Annotated in this window: 13 protein-coding genes; 2 read left to right on the forward strand and 11 right to left on the reverse strand. The window is 40.0% G+C overall.

Annotation, left to right across the window (positions count from 1 at the left end; genetic code table 11):
* Window positions 1-354: 354 nt before the first annotated feature.
* The 8 genes from ACEW8U_RS03500 to ACEW8U_RS03535 form a co-directional block, all read right to left on the reverse strand.
* Entirely contained in the window at window positions 355-1,287 is a 933-nt protein-coding gene (locus ACEW8U_RS03500; protein WP_373520645.1) for a homoserine kinase, read from the reverse strand.
* Window positions 1,287-3,740, reverse strand: coding sequence for a bifunctional aspartate kinase/homoserine dehydrogenase I (gene thrA / locus ACEW8U_RS03505; RefSeq protein WP_373520646.1), 2,454 nt, complete (start codon window positions 3,738-3,740; stop codon window positions 1,287-1,289). Before thrA ends, ACEW8U_RS03500 begins: the two co-directional genes overlap by 1 nt.
* 538 nt (window positions 3,741-4,278) lie before the next feature.
* On the reverse strand, window positions 4,279-4,881 hold the full coding sequence (locus ACEW8U_RS03510; RefSeq protein ID WP_373520647.1) for a DUF2179 domain-containing protein: 603 nt from the start codon (window positions 4,879-4,881) through the stop codon (window positions 4,279-4,281).
* 87 nt (window positions 4,882-4,968) lie between these two features.
* A complete protein-coding gene (locus tag ACEW8U_RS03515; RefSeq protein WP_373520648.1) occupies window positions 4,969-6,159 on the reverse strand; it encodes a CynX/NimT family MFS transporter in 1,191 nt (396 codons plus the stop codon).
* A 203-nt stretch (window positions 6,160-6,362) separates the two neighbouring features.
* Window positions 6,363-7,397, reverse strand: coding sequence for a ferrochelatase (gene hemH / locus ACEW8U_RS03520; protein ID WP_373520649.1), 1,035 nt, complete (start codon window positions 7,395-7,397; stop codon window positions 6,363-6,365).
* Window positions 7,398-7,542: 145 nt separating this feature from the next.
* On the reverse strand, window positions 7,543-8,037 hold the full coding sequence (locus ACEW8U_RS03525; protein ID WP_373520650.1) for a DUF4168 domain-containing protein: 495 nt from the start codon (window positions 8,035-8,037) through the stop codon (window positions 7,543-7,545).
* Between the two features lie 142 nt (window positions 8,038-8,179).
* On the reverse strand, window positions 8,180-9,481 hold the full coding sequence (locus ACEW8U_RS03530) for a cation:proton antiporter (protein ID WP_373520651.1): 1,302 nt from the start codon (window positions 9,479-9,481) through the stop codon (window positions 8,180-8,182).
* A 9-nt stretch (window positions 9,482-9,490) separates the two neighbouring features.
* On the reverse strand, window positions 9,491-10,321 hold the full coding sequence (locus ACEW8U_RS03535) for a universal stress protein (protein ID WP_373520652.1): 831 nt from the start codon (window positions 10,319-10,321) through the stop codon (window positions 9,491-9,493).
* A gap of 241 nt (window positions 10,322-10,562) precedes the next feature.
* On the opposite strand from ACEW8U_RS03535, the gene ACEW8U_RS03540 reads away from it, so the two are divergent.
* Both ACEW8U_RS03540 and ACEW8U_RS03545 read left to right on the forward strand, forming a co-directional pair.
* Window positions 10,563-12,179, forward strand: coding sequence for a M14 family metallopeptidase (locus ACEW8U_RS03540; RefSeq protein ID WP_373520653.1), 1,617 nt, complete (start codon window positions 10,563-10,565; stop codon window positions 12,177-12,179).
* Between the two features lie 12 nt (window positions 12,180-12,191).
* Window positions 12,192-13,940, forward strand: a complete 1,749-nt coding sequence (locus ACEW8U_RS03545; RefSeq protein ID WP_373520654.1) for a M14 family metallopeptidase — start codon at window positions 12,192-12,194, stop codon at window positions 13,938-13,940.
* 403 nt (window positions 13,941-14,343) lie between these two features.
* Here ACEW8U_RS03545 and ACEW8U_RS03550 read toward each other — a convergent pair whose 3' ends face one another.
* From ACEW8U_RS03550 to ACEW8U_RS03560, 3 genes are all read right to left on the reverse strand, one after another.
* Entirely contained in the window at window positions 14,344-16,230 is a 1,887-nt protein-coding gene (locus tag ACEW8U_RS03550; protein WP_373520655.1) for a hypothetical protein, read from the reverse strand.
* Between the two features lie 313 nt (window positions 16,231-16,543).
* Window positions 16,544-16,849, reverse strand: a complete 306-nt coding sequence (locus ACEW8U_RS03555; protein ID WP_373520656.1) for a type II toxin-antitoxin system RelE/ParE family toxin — start codon at window positions 16,847-16,849, stop codon at window positions 16,544-16,546.
* On the reverse strand, window positions 16,846-17,082 hold the full coding sequence (locus ACEW8U_RS03560; RefSeq protein ID WP_373520657.1) for a hypothetical protein: 237 nt from the start codon (window positions 17,080-17,082) through the stop codon (window positions 16,846-16,848). The genes ACEW8U_RS03555 and ACEW8U_RS03560 overlap by 4 nt, the downstream gene beginning before the upstream one ends.
* Between the last annotated feature and the right edge of the window lie 66 nt (window positions 17,083-17,148).

Here is a 17,148-nt window from a genome sequence, read left to right on the forward strand (position 1 = left end):
CCCAACACCCCACCTTAATTAATCAAATCATCCGTTCCCCGAGCTTGCCGAGGGGCAATTTATAAATCTGTCATTGGTAGGCACTAGGTATCTCCAGCGGTACAATTAGACGGTTGAATTACTGGAGAATTATTTAACCCTTTTGGTCAAAATCATCCTTTTCCTGAACCTTGTGAGACCCTTCCTACGTCAGCATGACGGCGGCTACGATTTAAGTCATTGGTATACTCCGGGTAAGCTTTGGTTCTTGTTGGCTCTTAGCTCTTGGCTCTAAAATCTCGCCTCTCGTTTCTCGCTTCTCGCCTCTCAATTCTTGTGTCTCAAATCTCAAATCTCACTTCTCACTTCTCACATCTACTCCAAAACAAACGCCCCCCTATTATTCACCTCTGACACATATACATCTGCACCCAGTCCGATGGTGTGGAAGACTTCTTTGGCTTTTTCTCCGGCTTCAAGGGCTATTTCTCCATTTGGGGACAGGACGAATATGGTAGGACCGGAACCTGATATCCCTGAGCCTAAAGCCCCTATGGATTTGATGGCATTCCTCAATTCATAGAAGCCCGGTATCAACAATGCCCGTGAAGGTTCTGCAATGACATCTTTCAAAGACCTGCTGATCAAGCCAAAATCACTGGTATATAGGCCGGCAATAAATCCTGCGATATTTCCGGATTGGACAGTTGACTCTTTTAAGGAAATCTGTTTTCTCAATACACTTCTGGAATCAGATGTTCTCAGTTCAATATGCGGATGTACCAAGGTACAATAGATCCCTTTTGGAACAGGTAATTTGACAATATCCAAAGGTTCATAGCCTCTTATCAGCACAAAGCCGCCCAAAATTGAGGGAGCCACATTATCTGCATGTGCAGATCCACAGGCAATCCTCTCTGCCTCCATGGCAAATGGAACCAATTCCTCTTTTGTAAATGGTTCACCCAACAGGATATTGGTTGCTATCAAAGCAGCCGCTGCACTTGCTGCCGATGAACCCATCCCGGAACCCAACGCCAACCCTTTTTCCAAATAAATATCTATCCCTTGTGAGCTCATCAATTGATCCAATAAAGCCTGAATAGCTACCGAACAAGTGTTTTTTTCCACTTCCATGGGCAGCTTTCCTCCATCACCTGTAATACCGGTTACACAAAGTTTCTTTCGTTCATTGAAGGAAACGGTGACTTTGTCCCCCAAGCCATCAATGGCAAATCCGAGGATATCAAAGCCACATGAAACATTGGCTACAGTAGCGGGTGCAAAGGCTGTTATTGATCGTGACATTATCTGGAAATATTACCAATTCGTATCACATCAGCAAAAACACCTGCTGCAGTCACATCTGCCCCGGCACCAGGACCACGGATGATCATTGGATAATCATGATAACGCTCGGTGGTAAACAAGATCATGTTATCAGAACCTTTTAAGGTATAAAAAGGGTGGCTGCTATCTAGGGAGTTTAGACCCACCTTGGCTTTTCCGTTTTCCAGCGTTGCCATAAATCTGAGTTTCTCTCCTTTGGCTTTGGCTTCTTCCAAAAGACCTGCAAATTCTTTATCATGTGTCTTCAGTTTTTCAATAAATTCATCCACATTTTCTATATCCAAGCAATCCTCAGGTACCATGCTTTGGATAGAGATATCATCAAAATGAAGGTCCTGTTCAGCTTCCCTTCCCAAAATCAAAATTTTCCTTCCAACATCCATCCCACTTAGATCGTCCCTTGGGTCAGGTTCTGTGTAACCCTTTTCTTTGGCTATCCTGACCACTTCACTGAACGGGGCTCCTTTTTCCAATTCACTAAAAATATAATTCATGGATCCACTCAGTACTGCTTCAATCTTTAGGACCTTATCTCCACTGAGCATCAAATCCTGCAGGGTACTAATGACCGGAAGTCCTGCAGCCACATTCGTTTCATATAGGAACTTTACTCCTCGCTTATACGCCAGTTTTTTCAATGCCTTATAATTTTCAAGGGAACTGGAGTTAGCCTTTTTGTTTGGGGTTACTATGGCAATTTTGGCTTCAAGGACATGCTCATAAATTTCCGCCAATTCCTGACTTGCCGTACAATCCACAAAAACGGTATTCGAAAAATTCATTTCATCCATTTTGGAAATAAATTTCTTAAGATCCATTGGTTTTGCTCCATCGGCATCTTCAGGTGCCGGACAATTGTGCAGGTCAAATCCATCTTCATGGAATGCCATAAACCTTGAATTTGCAATTCCATGGATTTGGATATCGAGGTCATTTTCTTTTTGCAATTTTTTCCTTTGCAGGGCGATCATTTTGATCAATGCCTTACCGATCAACCCAACCCCTACTAAAAATACGTGCAATACTTTATTTTCTGAAAGGAAAAAAGCCTCGTGAAGTGCATTGAGTGCTTTCTGTAAATCAGCTTGGGAAACCACTACCGAAATGTTCAATTCCGAGCTGCCTTGGGCAATCGCATAGACATTTACATTGTTTCGTCCCAAAGCCTGGAACATCCTTCCACTTGCTCCGGGATTGTGTTTCATATTTTCACCGACAGCTGCTACTACTGCCATGTTGGAAACGACCACCACAGGATCCATTTCGGAATTTTTTATTTCATAGATAAACTCCTTTTCTATAGCTTCTTTGGCCAATGGTACTTCAAAGGTCTTTATCGCTACACAAATACTGTGCTCTGAAGATGCCTGGGATATCAGTACCACATTAACACCCGCATCTGCCAATGCTCCAAATATCCTTCTACTTAATCCAACCACTTCAATCAAACCAGTTCCTTCAATATTCAGCAGAGAAATTCCTGACATGGAAGAAATTCCTTTTATCAGTTTTCCGCTAGGAGCATCATTGTTGATCAAGGTACCGGGATGCTCGGGTGCAAAGGTGTTTTTGATATATATAGGTATTCCTTTCCGCATTGCCGGTTGCATGGTGGCCGGGAAAATAACTTTAGCGCCAAAATGGGACAATTCCATTGCCTCACTGTAGGTGAGTTGGGGAATGGTAAATGCAGAATATACCAATCTTGGATCGGAAGTCATCACTCCGGAGACATCTGTCCAAATCTCCAGGCTTTCAGCATTGAGCGCAGAGGCAAAAATGGCCGCTGTATAATCAGAGCCGCTCCTTCCCAATGTGGTGGTTTCCCCCTTTTCAGTGGAAGCTATAAATCCTGTGATGACTTTGAGTCCTTTGTGTTGATGGAAATAATCCTGGATCAGGTCATTGGTAACAGGAAAATCCACCTTGGCATTGCCATATCTATTGTTTGTTCGGATTACCTCTCTCGCATCCACAAAATGGGCCGGCAATCCCTCAACTTTGAGTGCCTCAGCAAGAATAAAAGCAGAAAGTCTTTCTCCAAAGCTTCCCACATAATCCAAGCTCTTAAGCGAGCATTCCTTGATCAAATAAATCCCATGAAATAAATCCTCCAATTCATTGAAACGCACCTTTACGTAAGTTAATACAGTAGACTGTTGTTGAATTGGAATCATTTTTCTGACCAGATCATAGTGTCTGTCTTCCAGAACCTTGATTTCCTCAACATAGGATTTATCACCTTCTTTGGCTTTATGGGCACTTTGAAGTAAAACTTCCGTGACACCACCCAATGCAGAAAAAACGACAGCAATTTCTTCTTGCTGAAATTGGTTTTTCAAAATCTGGAAAACCTTTTGGATATTTTCCTGATTGGCTACTGATGAACCTCCGAATTTTAAGATTTTCATAAAAATTGGTTTTTTTTGGGATATATAATATTTTTCATCGATCCGATCCGGACCTTATTGTAAAGGGTCTATATGTGGGTTGAAGACGGGAATTAACCCGTAATGGTGGTAGAAAAAAAAGTGGTATTAGACATACCAAAGGCACGGATTTCAACAGCAAAGATGCTGAAGAAGTTTTTAATAATGGTGTCATTGGCTGTGAAAAACATAGTCTGTTTTTTTGATGAAACAATCTTAAGGACAATTTCCCGAAAAGCAAAAATGTTTTTGTTGTTTTTTCAAGAGAAGCATCTATTTATTATCAATAAATCAAATGAGTTGATGAAATGTTAATTCTTTATCAATAATAATCTCAATATTTTATTCTGAATTGCTCATCATAAATAATTCTCCGACTTTAGCGTTTAAGTTTAATCTCCAGGAAAGTTTGGAACGGTGGATAATATCCCAATATCAAACCAGCCTTCGGCTGGCAAATATCCATAAATATCAATTTATATAAACATGTAAGCCAAATGCTAATAACAATCATAATAACCTACTTCCTTAACCTACTCCAGACCTTAGTCGTAAATCTTGGCCGGTCTTCCATCACGTTAAGATCATCTTCACTTATCCTTTTGACACTTTCAATGGTATAAAATGCCTTATCATTCAGGGTTCTTACTTTTTCTATATACTTCTGCAAATCTTCTCTTTTCATTACTGTAAACAGTAAGTTGACTTTTCCATACCTTCCCTCAGCCCCTACACTTGTAAACCTATAATTTCTGTCTTTCATATATTCAATCAAATCAGGCATAGGTTCCGGCGTGATGACACGTACCAAAACCCTTCCCAAAGCCAACTTTTCTTCGATCGTCATTCCAACAAATGTCCCCATAGCAAACCCACCTGCATAAGCCACATAGGACATCGGGTTATTGATATTTTGGAAAATCTGCCCTATGGCCAACAACCAAATCATGGCCTCAAAGAATCCAAGAATTGGAGCCACCTTCTTTTTACCATTAAGGACAAACATGATCCTGAGGGTATTGATAGACACGTCCACCACCCTTGCACAAAAAATCAGCAATGGCATAATCAGATAGTCAAATACTTCTTTGGGTATACCTAAGGCGGTAAAATATTCTTGCATGGCTGGAAGGGTTAATTATCCTGCAAAGGTAACAGCTTCAACCAATCGAAACAGGAAAAACATGAATATTGGTACTAAAAGGAAAGACTAAATAATCTTGGATTCACCGGATTTGACCCCAAAGTAAATGAACATCACGGAACAAATTAAAGCCAGGTAAATCAGAAAATCCCAGTTTTGGAAGATATCAAAGGAGATCCCAAAAAGCAAAGGCCCCAAAGCTGCCAAATAATATCCTGTAGATTGGACCATACCAGAAAGTGATGCAGTTGTTTTTTCATGACCTGTCCTCAATCCGATCAATGTATAAGCCATCGAAACACTTGAACCAAGACCCAAGCCTACAATCCCCAATCCAATGTAATTAATCATAATTGTCTCTGAAAACAAACTTGAAAATCCAACCAAATACATCAACCCCAATACCCAAATGATCCCAACCTGATCTTTAAATTTCACTGCAATTATCGGTGCAAAAAAGGAGCCACTCAGCCCTACAATCTGCATCAAAGAAACAAGCAGTCCTGCCTCCACAGCTGACAACCCCCTCGATATCATCATATCCGGCAACCATGCTATCAAAGTGAAAAACAACAGAGACTGCACTCCCATAAAAAGGCTGATGTTCCAAGCCAATCTTGACTTCCATACATTTACTTTAATATGATTGTCGGTTTTGTTTTTACTAACAGGATTGTTTTTCACTTGGGGAAACCAAATCAGAATGCCAATCAGCAAGAGTCCTATCCAAGAAAACAACGACCCTCTCCAACCCAAATTCAAATCTAAAGCCAAGGGAGCTGAAACACCCGATGCAATAGCTGCAAACATTGTCATTCCAGTAGTATAAGCCGCTGTGACTAATCCTATTTTGGTGGGCAGCCTGTTCTTGATAAATGGGATCAATAAGACATTACAGACAACAATTCCAATCCCTGTCAAGCCTGTGCCAATAAAAAGCAGAAATGACCCTCCCAAAACCCTTACAATTGTTCCAATTGAAAGCAAAATAAGCGCAAATAAAATGGCCTTTGAATTACCCAATCTTTTTCCAATAGCGGCCGAGAAAAGTGAAAATGTTGCAAATGTCAAAAGAGGCAGCGTAGTCAGAAATCCTGCCCAGCCATTGGAAAGCCCAAGATCTTCCCTTATCAGGGGGATTAAGGGACCAACCGCAGTGATGGAAGGCCTTAGATTAAAAGAAACCAATAATATCCCTAAAATCAGAAACCAAGGTTTTTGGTAAAATGGTTGGGAAGAGGGTGGGAGATTTTTCAAGGTCGTGGTTGAGAGATGAGAGTAAGAGGCGAGAGATTAGAAGCGAGAGATTAGAAGCGAGAAGCTAGCGTTAAGAAATTAGAGCCAAGAACCAAGAGGAGCCTAACCTGAGCGATAATTTTACAATTTTTCAATTTTAAAATCTTCCAATAGAAACCCCTTAAAAACAGCCACAATGGACAACCTCTCCAACTTCCTAGCCTCTACGAATTCTCCTCTACCAAATCTTTGACACAGGAAACCCATGTATCACCGGAATTCAGACTCGGTACTAGATCCCATTTTTCACCACCCAATTCCTCAAATACTTCTTTATACTCTTCACCCACTTCCACGGTAGTCTCTAGACAATCAGCAACAAAAGCCGGTGAGAAAACGAGTACTTTTTTTACTCCTTTTTCAGCCAATTCTTTGATCACATCTTCTGTGTAGGGTTTAATCCAAGGATCTTTACCCAACCGTGATTGAAAACAGGTCATCACCTTGTCATTTGGAAGTTGGAGTTTTTCGGCAAGTAATCGAGTGGTATAAAAGCATTGTCCTCTGTAACAGAATTGATTTTTCTTGGTGTAATTACCACAACACTTATCACTCAGTTGGCAGTAACCATCAACAGAACCTTTTCTGATCTGCCTTTCAGGCAGACCGTGATAGGAAAACAAAAACATATCATAGTCTGCCTTTTCCATCATTTCCCTACCCAATTCGGTCCATGCCTCAAGGAAAAGGGGGTGCTCTACAAAATTGTTGATAAAGGTGATATTTGGAATAATCTGCCATTCCTTGGCCAGTTCCATGACTTTGTCCACTACCGAACCGTTTGTTGCAGATGCATATTGGGGAAATAATGGCAGGACAATAATCTTTCTGACATTGGCCTCATTGAGTTTCTTTAATCCTTCTTCTATACTAGGTGTCTGGTAGCGCATTCCCATGGCAACAACATATTTCTCAGGATCTAATTTCTGTATCAGTTTATCCCGTAAGTCTTCAGTATGAAAAAGCAAGGGAGAACCCCTATCTGTCCATAATTTACGGTATTCTTTGGCTGACTTGGGAGCACGGAATGGAGCAATGATCAAATTGACCAACATCCATCTTGGAATAAATGGAAAGTCAATTACTCTCCAATCCATCAAAAATTCTCTTAGATATTTCCTAACATCGGCCGTGGCTGTGCTGTCAGGTGTACCTAGATTGACCAATAAAACTCCGATTCTTGCTTTGTTTTTGCTCATAATGGGCATAAGTACGATTTTTTTTCTCTAATCAGAACCAAAATTACACCCTTTGGTTAGATTACTGCAATAAAAAAAGCAGGCTTCTTTTAAAACCTGCTTTCCAATAAATTTAAAAAAACATCTCGATTTTATAGACTTAAAATCAATCAACCTCTTTTGCAATCATCTTATCGATTTTGGACTTAACTTTTTCGCTCTGACTATAAGCCATATAAATCTCCTGAAATTTCTCTTCAGAAAGCTCACTTTTCACAATCTGTTCCTGCACTTTCAATTGGACTTCCTGTTGGGTGTCCAAAACTTTTTGTCCTGCTTGGCTGAATTTTGCTATTTCCTCAGGATCTCCTGAGACTTCAGTCAATTTCCCTGCTTGTTGTGCTTGGGCAAGTTCTTGAAACCTCTCTACTTTCAAGCCTTCTTTTTCAATGGCTTTCAGCATATCCTCTTGCCCTTTTTCCTGTATAGGAATCAATTCCACATTGATTTTTACGAACTCTTTTAATTCTTTATCGGTAAAATCTTCATTGATTTCCATTTGAGGTGGGAAGGCTTGCTGACCAAAAACACTTGTTATCATTAAGGCCGATAAAACAATTGATAATGTAAATACTTTTGAAAATAAGCTTGAATAATTCATAATCTCTCTTTTTGATACAAGTGTAAAAATACAAAAATCTCTCCAAAAAGGATTGTTATTTAATTTTTTTAAAGGTTTAAGGTTAATTTAAAAGGGAATGATTTAAAATTTAACGGGAATTTAATAAATATTTGCCCTCAAATCAATCACTCTCCTCCGACGATAGCCTTTTATCATGAAAATCAGTTTTGGGACCAACACCCGCCAAATCCAATTTCACAGGTTTCAAAGCCCACTTCATTAGGGGCCCACTCGTCATACTTGTAACTATTGCCATGACAACCAGCGCGACAAACAATTTTTCATCTATCAGTCCATTTTCAAGGGCTATCAATCCCAGAATGATTTCCATAGCTCCCCGTGCATTCATTCCAAACCCAACAGCCAGCGATTCTTTGATATTGAAACCGCCCCTGTAGGCACCATATCCACTTCCGACAATTTTTCCAGCAAAGGATATCACCAAAATCGCCAAAGTAAGCAACAATTCAAAATTGGTGAAAAAGTTGATTTTCAATCCGATGGACACAAAAAACAAAGGGGCAAAGATATTATTGATAAACTGATGCACAATCTCTTTTGCACGTTCAGACATATGTTCTGAGTCTCCCAATGCTACACCCAAAAGAAATGCACCAAAAATCGCATGGATGCCAAGCCATTCTGTAAATGCCGCTGAAAGGAAACAGAATGCCATGGATAGTGACAATACTCCTCCCGGCCAAGCTAATTTTTTATTAACCCATGGCAATACCCTATTAATTATAACCTTACCTAATGTTAACATGAAAAAAGTAAAGACAAGTGTAATACCGATAGTTTGAAAAAGGGACAGGTTACTCCCTTTACCCATAAAGGATAAAATCACAGAAAATATCAACCAGCCAATGATGTCATTGACCATTGCAGATGCTACAATCAACATACCCATTTTGGTTTTGAAAAGATTCATATCCATCAATATCCTAACCACCACTGGCAAGGCTGTAATGGACATCGCAGTACCCATAAACAATGAAAACAACAACCTGTCCCCGTCTGCCAAGCCAAAGAAGTTGGGAAAGTAATAGGGAAATACAAATCCTAATGCAAAAGGTACAACCAATCCCAGCAAACTGATACTCAATGCAGATTTACCTTGAGACCAGACCAAATGCAATTCCACTTCCAAACCAGCTATGAAAAGCAACAAAACCACTGCGATTTGTACAAATCCATCCAACGCAAGATTGGCACTGGGATTGGACATGAAGAGGTATTCATGAAAATCAGGGATAAAAGTCCCGAGAATGGTGGGTCCCAATAATATGCCGGCTAAAAGCTCCCCTACCACCGCAGGTTGCCTGAATCTTTGGGCTATTTCTGCAAAAACTCTGGCCAACAATAACATTGCTGCCAATTGCAGAAATAGATTGACTACATCTTGATGTGTTAAATTTTCCATGTAGTCCTTTTATTTTTTTACAATCAATAAGTTGCAGGGAAGATCATTTAAAATATCCTCGAGGTCATGGGGAAAAAGCCTGTCCAAGAAACCAAGCTTGCCCTCATCCCCTACAATCAGGAGATCTGCTTTGAAATCCACTGCAAATCGGGCCAGTTCGACGGCCCATTTTCCGCAAGTAATTTTTATATTGATTTTTAAATCCCCTTTATCTATGGTTTTGAGGATATTTTCCACATAAGTCACTTCTTCAGAGACCAATTTTCTTCTGGTATTAGAAACCTCTTCTTCCCCACCTTCCGCTGCAGTGGCCATTTGAAAACCATACATTTTTATTTCGTTGACCACATAAATTTGTTTTGCCTGGTCCATTTTACACCATTCAAGCCCCTTACTGATCACAAAATGCGTCTGTTCCTGCTGAGTACCATTAATAACTACTTTATCAAAGGGTGTAGGTTTTTCCAAAGGATCAACCAACATCAAAACTGAACAATTAGATTTCCTGATTATTTTTCTGGCAATGGTCCCTATATAGTATTTGAAAAACCCTTCCGTTTTCAAAGCCCCTGCCACCAACAAATCAACATTTTCTTCTTTGCAGGTCTGAATAATTTTTTTGGCAGGATTCCCTTTTTCCCAGATCGTTTTTATTTTATTACCTTTTAGACCATGTTTGATCAGCAATTGTTGCAAAATATTTTCAAGCTCAGGACTTTTTTCCCCGACATGAATCAAAAGCAGTTCAGAATTGAAAATATCCTTGAGTCTTTTGGACTCACAAATCAAAGCCTCCAATGTGGGTGAGAAAGCTACAGCTAAAGCAATTTTATTGAACATGGCATTTTTTATTGGCAGCGTGTAAAATACCAAAAATATTAACTTACAAATAATTTTAATCCTAATGATTTTAAACAGCAGGATATCACTCCCACTTATCCTTACCTCAAGCCATTCAAAATCCTTGATTCCTGAATAGCTAAAGCCTTTTTAATTAACCACGTATTTTTTGTAACATCGCCATGGCAATTGGGCCTTTTTAAGCCCTTTGTTTTCATAAGAACTAAACCTAATATACTTTATGAATAAAATGTATCTATCCATGGTTGCAGGGGTCGGAATGCTATTTTCCGTTCATGCGACTACCTTGGCACAGGGCGATTATCCCACGCTCAGTCAGGTCACACAGAGACTACAGGCCATTTCCGGAAGCGGGAGTTCGGCCAAACTCAGTTCACTCACCAAAACAGAAGGTGGAAAAGACATCTGGGTCCTCAAAATCGGCAAAGGAGATATGGACAACAAGCCTGCCATTGCCGTAGTCGGTGGAGCGGAAGGCTTTCATGTTCTTTCTGTAGAACTCGCAGTTCAATTTGCGGAACGCTTGGTAAAAGACCACTCAGCTGCTTTGGACAATAACACATTTTATGTTTTCCCAAACATGTCTCCTGACGCCTATGAGCAATACCATGCTGCAGTAAAGTATGAAAGAAGGGGAAATGCCGCTAAAATAGACCATGACCGTGACGGAAGGGTAAGCGAAGATGGTTACGAAGACCTCAACAAAGACGGTCTCATCACCATGATGCGTGTAGAAAGTCCAATGGGCGATCACAAAACCCATGAAAAAGATGAGCGGGTAATGGTCAAAGCTGATGTAGCAAAAGGCCAAAAAGGAAGCTACTTACTTTATCCTGAAAGCCGTGACAATGATAAAGACGGCAAATTCGGAGAGGACCTTGTGGAAGGAATAGCATTCAATAAAAGTTTAACATACAAATTCCCCATCTTCACGCCTTTGGCAGGAGACTATGCTGTTTCGCAAGCTGAAAGCAGGGCTTTGTTGGATTACCTGTTTGAGCAATGGAATATTTTTGCTTTTGTGACTTTCAGCCCGGCCAATAATCTTTCGGCTCCATTAAAATACAATGCCGGAGATGCCAAGAAGAGAATTATTACCTCCATGTTGGAAAAAGACGTGGCCATCAACATTATGGTATCAGGCATGTACAATGAATCGGTTACACAGAAAGCTTTCAATCAAACCAATCAAGGTACGGACGGCGACTTTTTCCAGTGGGCTTATTTCCATTTTGGAAGATTAAGTTTCAGTACACCGGGATGGTGGGCACCTGAAGTTAAAGGTGAAGACGGAAAATCAGAAAGCAATGCCGAGGCAAACTTCCTGGCTTGGGCAGCCCAAGAAGGGGTAAACAATGCTTTTGTACCTTGGACCTCAGTCAATCACCCTGATTTTCCAAACCAAAAAGTGGAAGTGGGTGGTATCAGGCCATTTGCCATGTACAATCCCCCTTTTGCGATGGTGAATGACATTGCCAAAGAGCATACGGATTTCATATTGAAGCTGGCCGCTATGAGCCCAAAACTGGAATTTCACAATGTGAAAACAGAAAAACTCGGCAATGGCCTGACCAGAATTACTGTTGATTTATTCAATAACTCAGCATTACCGACCCATTCTGATATGGGAGAGAAATCGCGTTGGTTGAGAAAAATCAGGGTGGATATCAACAAAGATGCAAAAGACCTGATTTCGGGCGACAAGATCAAGTTGATCGATACCTTGGGAGCCTATGAAAAGACCACCCTTACCTGGATCGTGAAAGGTTCTGGTGCTGTGGATATCAAAGCAGGTGCTGCCCATACTGGTATCGCAACTCTCAATGTGAAACTCTAAACCGACACAATAATGAAAATCAAAAACTGGATATATACAGCAGCCTTAGGAGTAGCTATCAGCTTCGCAGGCATACAGCAAACAGAAGCTCAAGTTGCACAGGACAGGTATTTCCGTGCATTGGGTACTCCGCACAATCCTAAGGTTCAGGTTTCCTGGAACAGGTACCATACCAACCTTGCCCTTGAGGAAATCATGAAGGACATGGCCAAAAAACATCCCAACTTGGTCAAACTGGAAAGCATTGGTAAATCATACCAAGGAAATGATATTTGGGTTCTTACCGTCACCGATTTCAAAGTTGGCAAAGCAGAGGAAAAACCTGCCATGTGGATTGATGGCAACATTCACTCTAATGAGATTCAGGGAACAGAGTTCACGCTATATACAGCTTGGTATCTTTCCGAGATGTATGGCGAACTGGATTTTATCACGGAACTCCTGACAGACAAAACCTTCTACATCGCTCCTACCATCAACCCGGATGCGCATGATTATTTTATCAAAGAAGCCAACAACCAAAACTCCCCAAGATCGGGAATGATGATTTTGGATAATGATGGAGATGGCATCGCGGGTGAAGATCCTTTTGACGACCTTAATGGAGATGGTCACATCACATTTATGATCAGAAAATCGCCTACAGGTAGGTATGTGAAAGATCAAATGGATCCTAGAAAGCTGATCCCTGTGGCAGCAGATCAAAAAGGCGAATATGAAATGTTAGGTTATGAAGGTATCGATAGAGACGGAGATGGCGTAGTAAATGATGATGGTATCGGATACTATGACCCAAATAGAGATTGGGGCTGGAACTGGCAACCGGATTATGTACAAAGAGGTGCATTGAGGTACCCTTTCTCTGTTCCTGAAAACAGGGCAGTGGTAGAATTTGTGATGAAACATTCAAATATTGCCGGAGCCCAAAGTTACCACAACTATGGTGGGATGATATTGAGAGGTCCTGGTGCTGAAGAAGATTTGGGAACTTACAACCAAACTGATATCCGCATCTATGATGCCATTGCCAAAAAAGGTGAGGAATTTATGCCAGGATACAAGTACTTGGTGGTTTACAAAGATCTTTATTCTGTGTTCGGTGGACAATTGGATTGGTTCTATGGAGGACGTGGGATTTTTACCTACTCCAATGAACTGATGACTTCCTACCTGTATTTCCATCAAAATGCAGGAAGAGGAAACCAAGACGAGCAAATGAAAGTAGACCAATACCTTACTTTTGGTGATGCATTTGTAAATTGGGAAGAATACGACCATCCCCAATATGGCAAAATTGAAGTCGGTGGGTTCAAGAAAAACTTCGGAAGACTTCACCCAGGTTTCCTGATGGAACAAGATGCACACAGAAACTCAGCGTTTACCATTTTGCATGCCTACCATACTCCCAAGCTGAGTGTGTCTGATGTTCAGGAAAAAGATTTGGGCGGTGGCTTGAAAGAAATCACTGCTACCATTTATAATGAGCGTTTGATCCCAACACATTCCAGTCAGGATCTAAAATACAAAATCGAAAGACCTGACTATATCAGTATCTCAGGTGCCAAAGTAGTAGCTGGTTTTGTCGTAGAAAATGAGGATTTCAACAAACTCACCGAGCAAACAGTCAATCCAGAAAAAATCTCCGTGGCCAATATCCTAGGAATGGGAGCAATCAAAGTGCGTTGGGTTGTTTCCGGAGGAGGCAATTATACTATCAATGTGGATTCTGCCAAGGGTGGGAAGGCTAGTTGGAAAAAATGATTTAGAGAAAAAAGACGATAATAAAAAAGGAGGGCAATTGTCCTCCTTTTTTCTTTATTTGGAAAAATTTTCCCCTTTGCGGTGTAGTTCAGGTTTTCGGAGGAGATATTCCAATGTTCGGGGATGATTTCTATCTCCCATTAACAAAAGTGATTTTTGAAAACTGGAATTGAAAATTCGAAGGATAGAGAGGTGTAGATGCAATCTACACCAAAGCGCCTTCGTCAATTTTCACCCAGTTGGGGGAAAGTTATATCGAAATAGTAAAGCCCAAATTGCAAGTTGATGAAATCCCCAAGTTTCAATCAGTTTGAAAAAAATAGGGTAATATTGCGATGAATTGGGAAAGAGAATTCAAACAAAATTAAAACGAGATTAAATTCAGGACGGCAAAGGCGACATACTATTTACGTGGTTGGCGTTTTCCTGTGGGCCTATGTCCCTCTATTCCCCCTTTAAAAACATCATTTATTAGCCAAAAGGTGTTAATAACTCGGCCTTCAAGCAAGTCTTTAGAACCTTCACTATGATCTCTTTTAAAACGCCACATAGCCAATTTTTTATTCAGATCTTCAAAAACGAACTTGTGATTGGTTCGGATTGTCTCGGTATTGTTTAAGGTTGAGAAATGTAGCCCCCAGTAAATATATATTGGCAAGGTACCATCCTGAATCCCCGCAGTATTAGCGGTATGAAAAGCTTCTATAATATTAGAGTCAAACACTTGATCATAAAACGTTTCGGCAAAGCGCAAAGCTTTATCATTTGATACCTTGGTGATCGAACCGATATATCCACGTGCCCCGCCAGTAAGAAAACTCGTAGAAACGTTCATCCAAGACCAACAGGTATTGTTAAAAATCAGAGGTGGGTGGTTATCACTTGCCATTTGATCGAAATTAGCCAAATAATTAAAGTCAATGCATTTAATGGCATTTGCATTTGGCACCTGCGGTACCGGATATTTTCTGATAACTTTTTTTCTATCGAACGCCGAACTGATTTCATTAATTATACCTGCATAAACTTCATTGGAATAACCTTTATCACGTAGTTCTTGGCTGCGCCATGTCAAACCATCCAGTTTTTTGAAATAATAAAGTCTCTCAACTGCATGCAAATCCTTATAAGGGGTTAAAGCGATACTAAACACAAAGTCAAATTCTACTTCATGGCCCTTTCCGTCTGCTCCTCTAAAGTGGACTTCGCAACGTGTTCCGCTAACTTCTCCGCCGTGACTACAAATATGTAGAAGGTCAAAAGGATAGCATTCAATTGAATTTTTGAGGTTATAAGTTGTGGCAGCTTCGTCAGTAAGCTTTCGAATGTAATAGTTTTTAAACTCAAGCAGGTTGATGATTTTTTCGGTTTCTTCATCGTCAAAGAAAACCGGTGAAAAAACTACGGCTGACCCTGATCTTTTGTTGATCTCATATTTAAAAGCATTGTGGATAAAAAAATCTGGGCGGTATTCCAAATTCACATAGCAAACTGGAATAGAATTGACACTTAACGAATAAGGGAGGCCATCTGTAAAAAAGGTTGCAAATTCAAATTGATCAAAATTAATCCCTCCAATTCTTATATTAATCTTGTCTAGCAAATAAAGTAATGCCTTTGGGTCACCGCCGTCCCAATCTTCCAACAACTGCAGGACTTGGTCGTTTTCATGTTTAGCCATTTCATTAACAATCACTACTTTTGCCCCGATGCTTGCTGCATAATTTACGGCAATTGTAGTCTCAGCTGTAGATTTGCGCTCAATAATAACAATTCCCCTTAAGCCTTCTTTCTGCTCATGTAAAGCTGCATTATGAGGACTTATTCGCAATATACTATTCTGTTGTAAGGCTATATTTAGGCCCTCATAACATTGCTCTACCGAACATATAAGGGTGGCTTGCTTATCAAAGGCGAAGCCACCCAAATAGGATTCAAGTTGATCCGCAGAATCTATCTGCATTATATTGTAATGCTTTAAGAAATACAGATAACTGAGTTGGTTGTTTGTAAGCCCAAGCAACAATAAATTATCACAACCACCATTTTGAATTATTGCATTGTTGAGAAATGTCGAAAAATGTTCTGCACGCCGTCGTTGTATTAAAAATATGTCGGGTTCAAGAACATGTGCATTAGCCGGGATATCTACATCAGAAAATTCAAAAATCGGCAGATAACTGTCAGGCTTAAAAAGATAGGAAATTGCAGTAGCAGCTAATTCTGATTCACTTCGACGAACTACAATTATGAAATCTTTCCGAAGTTCCGGCGCATTAAATTTGACCATAGTGACTCTGTAAGTTAAACTAAAACAAATGTACCCTTAAATTTGAAAGAGATATCCATTCTATCCTGATACTAAAGCAAGATGCCCCTTCTCAGTGTAGTTTAGATTTTCGGAGGGATTGAGTTTGTAACTATACCCTTTTATTCCAACCATCCCGATAGCTTGGTATGATGTCCATATCCCATAACTAAAAGTAATTCTCTAAAACTGGAATTAAAAATTTCAAAGATAAGAAGGGGTAGATGCAATCTACACCTAGCACCTTCGTCAAACTTCACCTAGCTGGGGATTTTGGGGAAAAAACGAGAAAGGATTATCCTTTCATTTTATCAGGATTTTGACGAGTATCAAAAAAATCAATAATGAAAATATAGTCTCCCTCTATTCTATAAATAATCTTAAACACTCCTTCCACCAATCTCCTATGACCTTTACCTAAATGATGCAGATAATCTTCATATTGGCCTATATGTGGAGAATTTGCTAAGCTGTCTGCCCTATCCAACAATTTACTTCCAATTTCCCTCACTTTATCCAAGGGTATTCCTTGAATCTCTAATAAAAAATTCATTGATTCTTCCAGCCTTTCATAAGATTGGTCGGTGTAAATCACTTTCATAAACCCAACTTACTATTAAGCTTCTTTTCAATCTCCTCCCTTGTAAAAACCCTTCCAGCTTTAATATCCTCCTCAGCTTTTAAAGCTCTTGATGTGAGTTTTTCTTTAAGGACTGGATCTAAACCTGTCTTAACAAGCAAAGTTCTTATCGCTTCCAAAACCCTGAGATCATTTTCATTGTCTATCAGTGTCCTCAATTCCTGTTTGATGTCTGTTGTTTCCATAGCAATCATAAAGATAACATTTTTGCTTTTTGTTTAGGTTTTCAAAAGTTTTCCCCTTCTCAGTTTAGTCTTTGC

The sequence above is a fragment of the Aquiflexum sp. genome (assembly GCF_041751335.1).
GTDB lineage: Bacteria > Bacteroidota > Bacteroidia > Cytophagales > Cyclobacteriaceae > Aquiflexum.